We start from the raw sequence: 6605 nt of genomic DNA on the forward strand, positions 1-6605 counted from the left end.
GTCTGCGGGTCGGCTACATCATCGCGCCGGAAGAACTGATCTTCAAACTCGTGCAGGCCAAGCAAGCCACCGATCTGCACACGCCGAGCTTCACGCAACGCATCGTGTACGAAGTGATCAAGGACGGTTTCCTCGACACGCACGTGCCGACCATTCGCGAGCTGTACCGCGATCAATGCGCGGCGATGCTCGCCTCGCTCGAACGCTACATGCCGGAAGGCGTAAGCTGGAACCGTCCGGAAGGCGGCATGTTCGTGTGGGTGACGCTGCCCGCACAGATCGACAGCATGAAGCTGCTCGAAGAAGCCGTCGCGCAGAATGTCGCGTTTGTGCCGGGCGCTCCGTTCTTCGCGAACGAAGCGCAGCACAACACGCTGCGCCTGTCGTTCGTCACGGTGCCGCCGGCCAAGATCGACGAAGGCGTGTCGCGTCTCGCGGCGCTGATCCGCGCGAAGGTCTAGGCTATCTCGACCCGCGCCACCGAATTCCACTACTGACCAGGGACACACCATGGCTCAAACGAATGTGTATGACAAGATTAAGGAACTGGGTATCGAACTGCCGAGCGCAGGCGCGCCCGCAGCCGCCTATGTGATGAGCGCGCAAAGTGGCAACACGGTGTACCTGTCCGGTCACATCGCGAAGAAGGACGGCAAGGTATGGGCCGGCAAGCTCGGCGCCACGCTCACCACGGAAGAAGGCAAGGTCGCCGCGCGCTCCATCGCGATCGATCTGCTCGCCACGCTGCACGCGCATGTAGGCGACCTGAACCGCGTCACGCGTATCGTCAAGCTGATGAGCCTCGTCAACTCGACGCTCGAGTTCACCGAGCAGCACCTGGTGACCAACGGCGCGTCCGAACTGGTCGCTGACGTCTTCGGCGAGCGCGGCAAGCATGCGCGCTCGGCGTTCGGCGTGGCGCAGATTCCGCTCGGCGCATGCGTCGAGATCGAGATGATCGCCGAAGTCGAATAACGCGCGCCGACCGGTTCGGCGGGCAGTTCGCCGAAGCTTGTCGCCCTGAGCGTACTGAACGCGTCGCGAGGTGTCTGTCACCTGCGGCGCGTTTTGCATTTGTGGCGAGGTGGATCGTTCCTTTGTCACCAGATAGAATCCGCGAATCCCACCCATCTGCCTGATTCGCCGGACCTCACCCGATGCCTGCCAACACCGTTCGTTTTAAACAAGTCGACGTGTTCACGTCCGTGCCGTTCAAAGGCAATCCGCTTGCTGTCGTGTTCGATGCCGACGCACTCGATGCGGATCAGATGCAGGCCATCGCGCACTGGACCAATCTGTCCGAAACGACCTTCCTGCTGAAGCCGACCGACCCGGCCGCCGACTATCGCGTGCGTATCTTCACAACACATGGCGAATTGCCGTTCGCCGGTCATCCAACGCTGGGCACCGCGCACGCGTTGCTCGAAAGCGGATATCAACCGAAGCAGGCCGGTAAGCTGGTGCAACAATGCGGCGTGGGTCTCGTTGAATTGCAAGCGCTGACTGAATCTGGATCGACCCACAAGGCGCATAGCGGATGGGCTTTCGCCGCGCCGCCCGCGCGCGTCACGGCGCTTCCCCAGGATCAGTACGCGGCACTGGTTACGGCTTTGCGTAGTGACGCGATCGATTTCAGCGCAACGCCCTGCGCGGTCGACAATGGTGCGCCATGGCTCGTGGTGCGCGTCAATTCAGCGCGCGACTGCCTCGCGCTCGATCCCGATGCCGTTGCGCTCGCCGACATCGTGCATTCAATGGACACCCATGGTCTCGCTGTCTACGGCCCACACGACGCTGACGGTCCGGCCACCTTCGAGGTGCGCTGCCTGATGGCGGGTGGCCGCTTTGGCCTCGGCGAAGATCCGGTAACAGGCAGCGCGAACGCCGCGCTCGCAGGTCTCCTGAGCGCCCAGCAGTTACGCCCAGGTTCACATTACACAGCGCGCCAGGGCACTGCGCTGGGCCGTGCCGGCGATGTTTCGGTGCACTACGACGACGCAGCCGGCAAGACGTGGATTGGTGGGCCGTCGGTGACGATCGTCGACGGCACGTTCCGGCTGCAATGAACGACGCGGCTCTCGATTGCCGGCCAGCGAAATGCCGCCTGTGTCTCGCCACTTCCAGCCACGCTTGACCACAAAACGCCGCACCGTTTGCACGATTAATGCGCCACGCATGAAAAGAGGCCTGGCACACCTGAATTCCGGATCCCGATGAATGACTCGAATACGACTGCCGGGCCGCGGCCTCAAGGCTGGCCGCGCCGGCTGCGAATTCAACCGGTTAGGACGGACTGTCTCGCCCGCGTATACCCGATGCGAGGACGCTTCCTTAATCCAGTGGCATTAAGTAATATCGAAACGTACCCGATGACCTGCGGATGGTCAGGCACGACGCCACGCTCCCTCCCCCTGCGCAGCAGTTCCGGCACCTTGGTCACCATGCAGCCACCCATGAAATTAGCGCAGTCAATGCTCGCGCAGTTGCAACTGGCCGGCACCAGGGAACGGGCCGCCTAATGAGCCAGTTCCGCTTCTCCGACCAGCGCGAAGCCAAACCCCGCCGCGATCCCGCCGTGTCGCGCCGCCGTGCCTTGCTCGCCATTCCGGCGCTCGGCGTGCTGGTGCTGATCCTGCTTTGGACCGTGATCTTCGCGCGTCTGTCGGTTGAAAAAGAAGCCACGAATCGTGAAGCCATGGCCTCTGCTGCGATTCTCTCCGCGGCGCTGGAGCAGCACACGGTCAAGGCGATTCACCAGGTCGACCAGATTACCCGCTTCGTCAAATACGAATTCGAGAAAACGCCGAATCATTTCGATCTCGCCAGCACGGTCGAAAAAGGCGTAGTACAAAGCGATACGCTGGTGCAGGTGTCGCTGATCGACGAGCACGGCAAGCTGATCGCGAACACGGCCGAGCTCAATCCCAAACACATCGACCTATCGGACCGCGAACACTTCAAGGTCCACGAACACGAGAACGACGACCAGTTGTATATCAGCAAGCCGGTGCTCGGCCGCATATCCGGCCACTGGACCTTGCAGATGACGCGGCGTCTGAATCATCTCGATGGCTCGTTCGCAGGCGTCGTGGTGGTTTCCGAAGACCCGAGCTATTTCACCAGCGACTTCTACAACAACGCGGCCATTGGCCGCGAAGGCGTGATCGCGGTGATCTCGGACAACGGCACGGTATTGGCGCGCCGCACCGGCAGCGCCGACAGCGCCAACGGCTCGTTCTCGGCGAGCGGCTCGTATCCGACTTCGGAGCATGTGTCGGGCACCTACGTCGATTCGATCGACAACGTCACGCGCATCGTCTCGTACAGGCATATCGACGGTTATCCGCTCGGAGTGCTGGTGGGTCTGTCGCAAGCCGAAGAATTCGCCGACTACAACCACACACGCAACGTCTATCTGCTAATGGCGGGCTTCATCTCGCTCGCGATGCTGAGCTTCTTCGCGGTGGCTACCGGATTGATCGGCAAGCTGCTCGGACGCGAGCGCGAGATGACGCATCTGGTCGAATACGATCTACTGACCGGTTTGCGCAATCGCTATGCGACGCTGCAAACACTGCGGCACGACGTAGCGCAGCCTTCCAATCTCGGGCGCCTCGCGATTCTCTTCATCGACCTCGACAACTTCAAGACCGTCAACGACACGCTAGGCCACAACGCCGGCGACATCGTGCTGCAAATGACTGCTTCGCGCCTCGCCACGGCAGTCGGCGACGGTGGCGCGTTGAGCCGCATCGGCGGTGACGAGTTCGTCGTGGTGATCAAGGGCGACGACGTCGAGAAGCGCGCTGTCGCACTCGCCGAAGCTGCGGCCGAAGCGTTCGCCAAGCCTTTCGAAGTGCGCGGCAGTTCCTTCGTATTGCACGCGAGCATCGGCATCGCGCTGTACTCAGTTGCCAACGAGAGCGAGATCGACTTGCTGAAGAAAGCCGACCTCGCCATGTACAGCGCGAAGGACGCGGGCAAAAACTGCTACCAGTTCTATTCGCCGCAGTTGTCGCACCGCGCGGACCATTTGATGAAGTGGGAACAGCAACTGCGCGTCGCGCTTGCCGAGGGCCAACTGTTTCTCGCGTATCAGCCGAAGATCGATCTGACGCGCCGTTGCATCACCGGTTTCGAAGCGCTGGTGCGCTGGAATCATCCGCAGCACGGCTTGATCCCGGCGAACGAATTCATTCCCGTCGCCGAATCGACCGGCCTGATCGTGCCCATCGGCGACTTCGTGATCGAGACCGCGTGTCGCCAACTGGCGTTGTGGCAGCAACAGGGCTACGACACACTGTCGCTCGCGGTGAACATCTCCGCGGTGCAGTTCTGGCGCGGGGATCTGTACGAAACCATCTCGCATGCCATCGAGGAAAGCGGTATCTCCGCGCGCCGCCTCGAACTCGAAATCACCGAGACGGCGATGATGGAATACCCCGAGCTCGTCTCGGAGAAGATCTTCGCGTTGAAGCGCCTGGGCGTACGCATCGCGCTCGACGACTTCGGCACAGGCTATTCGTCGCTCTCCTACCTGAACCGCTTTTCGGTGGACACGCTGAAGGTGGACCGTTCGTTTATCCAGGCGATTCCCGGCGACCGCAGCGTCTGCGTGATGGTCACCGCGATCGTCAATCTCGCGCGCTCGCTCGGACTCACGGTGGTGGTCGAAGGCACCGAGACTGAAGAGCAGATTGCATGGCTCGCCGCGCTCGGCCATATCGAGGCGCAGGGTTTCCTGTTCTCGCGCCCGGTGCCGGTCGACGCGATTCCGGCGCTGCTCGAACGATTCGGTGTATGCGGCATGAAGGGTCACCGCCCGGTGCATGAGACCGACAGCACCAGCAGCGTGTCCAGCACCAATAGCTGAACGCGCTCCGGTGGTGGCGCGCTTGTGCGTTACAAGCGCGCAGCATACAGTCGCGAGGCCTATAAGCAATGCCTCACGCTTATCCAACCGCAGCACTGCAAAACCGGCTACATTCACGCTGTACCGCGTCACAGCGCGATGCCGGCTGCCGGCCGCGTAACACCACACAACGATGATCCCAAAGGGCGGGCCGCCGGCGTACCGGGGCCCGCAGCGCCATGCAGACGATCACAAGCCAGGATGCCGCCAGACGAGGCGAACGAGAACCGCTATGGACGCTGTTCCGGGTCGTGTTCGGCCTGTCGGCGCTGTCGTGGGGTGGTCTCGCACTGATGGCGCAACTTGAAAATCACTACGTTGAACGCGAAGGACGGCTCTCGCGGGTAGCCTTTTCGGATCTGATCGCGCTTGCCTGGATGGTGCCCGGGCCGGTGGGCTGCAACGTCGCCGTGCAACTGGGGCATGCGCTGCGCGGACGCTCCGGCGCCTGGGTCGCGGGCATCGCAAGCGTGCTGCCCTTTTTCACGCTGATGACGCTGTTCGCGATTTTCTATCGCACACCGCTCGTGCGCGCCGCCGCATCCCAGACCTTGCTCAATCACTTCAGCGTAGTGCTGGCTACGTTGATCGCGATCACCTGGTACAAACAGACGCGCGCGCTGGTACGCGGCAAGCTCGAATGGGTCGCGGCGGTGCTGGGTTGCGTCGCACTTTTCTATGCACGCAGTCCCGCGGCCTACGTAGTGATACTCGGCTCGGCCTTCGGCGCCGGCTGGCTGGTCAGTCCGGTTCGTAATACGCGCGTCGTCGTGTCGATCGGTCGCGGTGACTGGCAATTGCTGGGCGGTCTGTGCGTGTTGCTGGTGTTGTTTGCGCTGCCGTTGCCGCATCGCTATGAACTGGCACTGCTGTGGCCGCGGCTCGCCGGTGCGGGCATGACGTTGTTCGGCGGTGGCTTCTCGGCGTTACCTGTGCTCAAGACGCTGTTCGTGACGCCGGCGATCGGCATATCGGATAACGACTTCACCTTGGCGTTTTCGCTGTCGCCGCTGTCGCCTGGGCCGCTCTTGAACGTAGTGCCGTTCTTCGGCTATCTGGTGGATGGCTGGGCCGGCGCGCTGATTGCTACGCTTGCACTTTTTGTGCCGTCGGGCTGCCTGGTGGTGTTGGCGCAGCGGCATCTGCATCAGTTGAAGGCCAATCCGCGTTTCGAGCATGGCATGCGGATTTTGCGCGCGGTCACCACTGCGTTTCTCGCGGTGGCTGTGCTGCGCATTGCCGGACATGTGCCACTCAAACCGGTGTACCTGGTGACCGCGCTATTCTCCGGCATGTGCTTCGCCAAGCTCAAGACGCCGGTGTATGTGGTGTACGGAACGGTGGCGGTCGTGTGCGGAGTGTGGCTCGCCTACGGCGCCGTGCCGTAGGCGGTACATGGCCCGCGCTTGACAGCCGGGCTTCATACGCGCTTCATAACTTCAGAGCCGCCATTCGCAGCCCGCTGTAAAACCGGGCGTCAGAACCCGCGCGACAGCACCGCCACACCAATCGTCACCACGCCGAGCACGATATTGATCAGCACCAGGCGCCGGATCGTGCCGACCGCCTGCGCGCCGTCCGGCCACTTCTGCGCCTGCACCGCACGGCGAATGCGCGGGAAAACAGCGAAGCGAATGTGCCCGAAGATCAGCATCATCACGATGCCGAGGCCGGCCATGGCATGCAAGGGCCA

At 62.3% G+C, this 6605-nt stretch carries 6 protein-coding genes; 5 read left to right on the forward strand and 1 reads right to left on the reverse strand.

Annotated elements, in window-relative coordinates:
* From VFE81_RS19445 to VFE81_RS19465, 5 genes are all read left to right on the forward strand, one after another.
* Positions 1 to 461, forward strand: a 461-nt coding sequence (locus tag VFE81_RS19445) for a PLP-dependent aminotransferase family protein (protein ID WP_325046151.1), incomplete at its 5' end; no start/stop codon positions are given.
* A 49-nt stretch (positions 462 to 510) separates the two neighbouring features.
* Positions 511 to 975 carry a RidA family protein gene (locus tag VFE81_RS19450; RefSeq protein ID WP_325046152.1) on the forward strand — a complete coding sequence of 155 codons (465 nt, stop codon included), beginning with the start codon at positions 511 to 513 and terminating at the stop codon, positions 973 to 975.
* A gap of 182 nt (positions 976 to 1157) precedes the next feature.
* Positions 1158 to 2066, forward strand: a complete 909-nt coding sequence (locus VFE81_RS19455; RefSeq protein WP_325046153.1) for a PhzF family phenazine biosynthesis protein — start codon at positions 1158 to 1160, stop codon at positions 2064 to 2066.
* A 452-nt stretch (positions 2067 to 2518) separates the two neighbouring features.
* Entirely contained in the window at positions 2519 to 4873 is a 2355-nt protein-coding gene (locus tag VFE81_RS19460) for a bifunctional diguanylate cyclase/phosphodiesterase (RefSeq protein ID WP_325046154.1), read from the forward strand.
* 218 nt (positions 4874 to 5091) lie between these two features.
* On the forward strand, positions 5092 to 6300 hold the full coding sequence (locus VFE81_RS19465) for a chromate transporter (RefSeq protein WP_325046155.1): 1209 nt from the start codon (positions 5092 to 5094) through the stop codon (positions 6298 to 6300).
* An 89-nt stretch (positions 6301 to 6389) separates the two neighbouring features.
* On the opposite strand, the gene VFE81_RS19470 is transcribed toward VFE81_RS19465, so the two are convergent.
* A partial coding sequence (locus tag VFE81_RS19470; protein WP_325046156.1) for a CopD family protein occupies positions 6390 to 6605 on the reverse strand: 216 nt, incomplete at its 5' end.

The organism is Paraburkholderia sp. (assembly GCF_035656215.1).
Lineage (GTDB): Bacteria > Pseudomonadota > Gammaproteobacteria > Burkholderiales > Burkholderiaceae > Paraburkholderia.

Coding starts and splice junctions, on each gene's coding strand:
- VFE81_RS19465 (WP_325046155.1), top strand. CDS start 5,092: ATGCAGACGATCACAAGCCAGGATGCCGCCAGACGAGGCGAACGAGAA.
- VFE81_RS19450 (WP_325046152.1), top strand. CDS start 511: ATGGCTCAAACGAATGTGTATGACAAGATTAAGGAACTGGGTATCGAA.
- VFE81_RS19460 (WP_325046154.1), top strand. CDS start 2,519: ATGAGCCAGTTCCGCTTCTCCGACCAGCGCGAAGCCAAACCCCGCCGC.
- VFE81_RS19455 (WP_325046153.1), top strand. CDS start 1,158: ATGCCTGCCAACACCGTTCGTTTTAAACAAGTCGACGTGTTCACGTCC.